This window comes from Oleiphilus sp. HI0067 (genome assembly GCF_001635735.1).
In genome coordinates this window covers 1-510 of the sequence record NZ_LWFI01000080.1, presented here as the reverse complement: position 1 = coordinate 510, position 510 = coordinate 1, and the positions used below count along the sequence as shown (strand labels likewise).

The window sequence follows — 510 nt, the reverse complement described above, 5'->3', positions numbered from 1 at the left end:
CGAACAAGGTCGTGGCTTTGCCGTCGTAGAAGATAAAGTGCGGAATTTAGCGAGCAGCACAGCAACCACAACAGAGCAAATTCAAGCAGCTATTGCGGCGATACAAGAAGGCGTCGATGTCACTGTCGATCTAATGAATCAAACCCTTGAAAGCTCAAACACCACTACTCGTCAATCCACAGAGGCCAAAGAAGCGTTAGCAGAAATCACAAATCTGACTGAAGAAACCCTTGCGGCAATGATTCAATCTGCCTCGGCAACAGAACAACAAAGCATGGTATATGAAGAAATTAATCAGAACGTTCACACAATCCAAGACTCAGCGGTACAAACGTATGACAACGCGACAAAAGCACAGACTATTCAAGAGAAGCAATTTACAGAAGTAATGAAACTCACCAAGCTTGCGAATGACTTCACCTCGTGAATTGTTCAGCAACGAAACAATGCGATGAAAATTCGCACAGCAATTAGAACAATTGTGAACACTACCGAGCTCAACAAAAACCT

At 43.5% G+C, this 510-nt stretch carries 1 protein-coding gene; it reads left to right on the top strand.

The window, feature by feature from the left end:
- The coding region (locus A3739_RS01255) for a methyl-accepting chemotaxis protein (RefSeq protein WP_197471934.1) at window positions 1–427 on the top strand (427 nt) is incomplete at its 5' end.
- Between the last annotated feature and the right edge of the window lie 83 nt (window positions 428–510).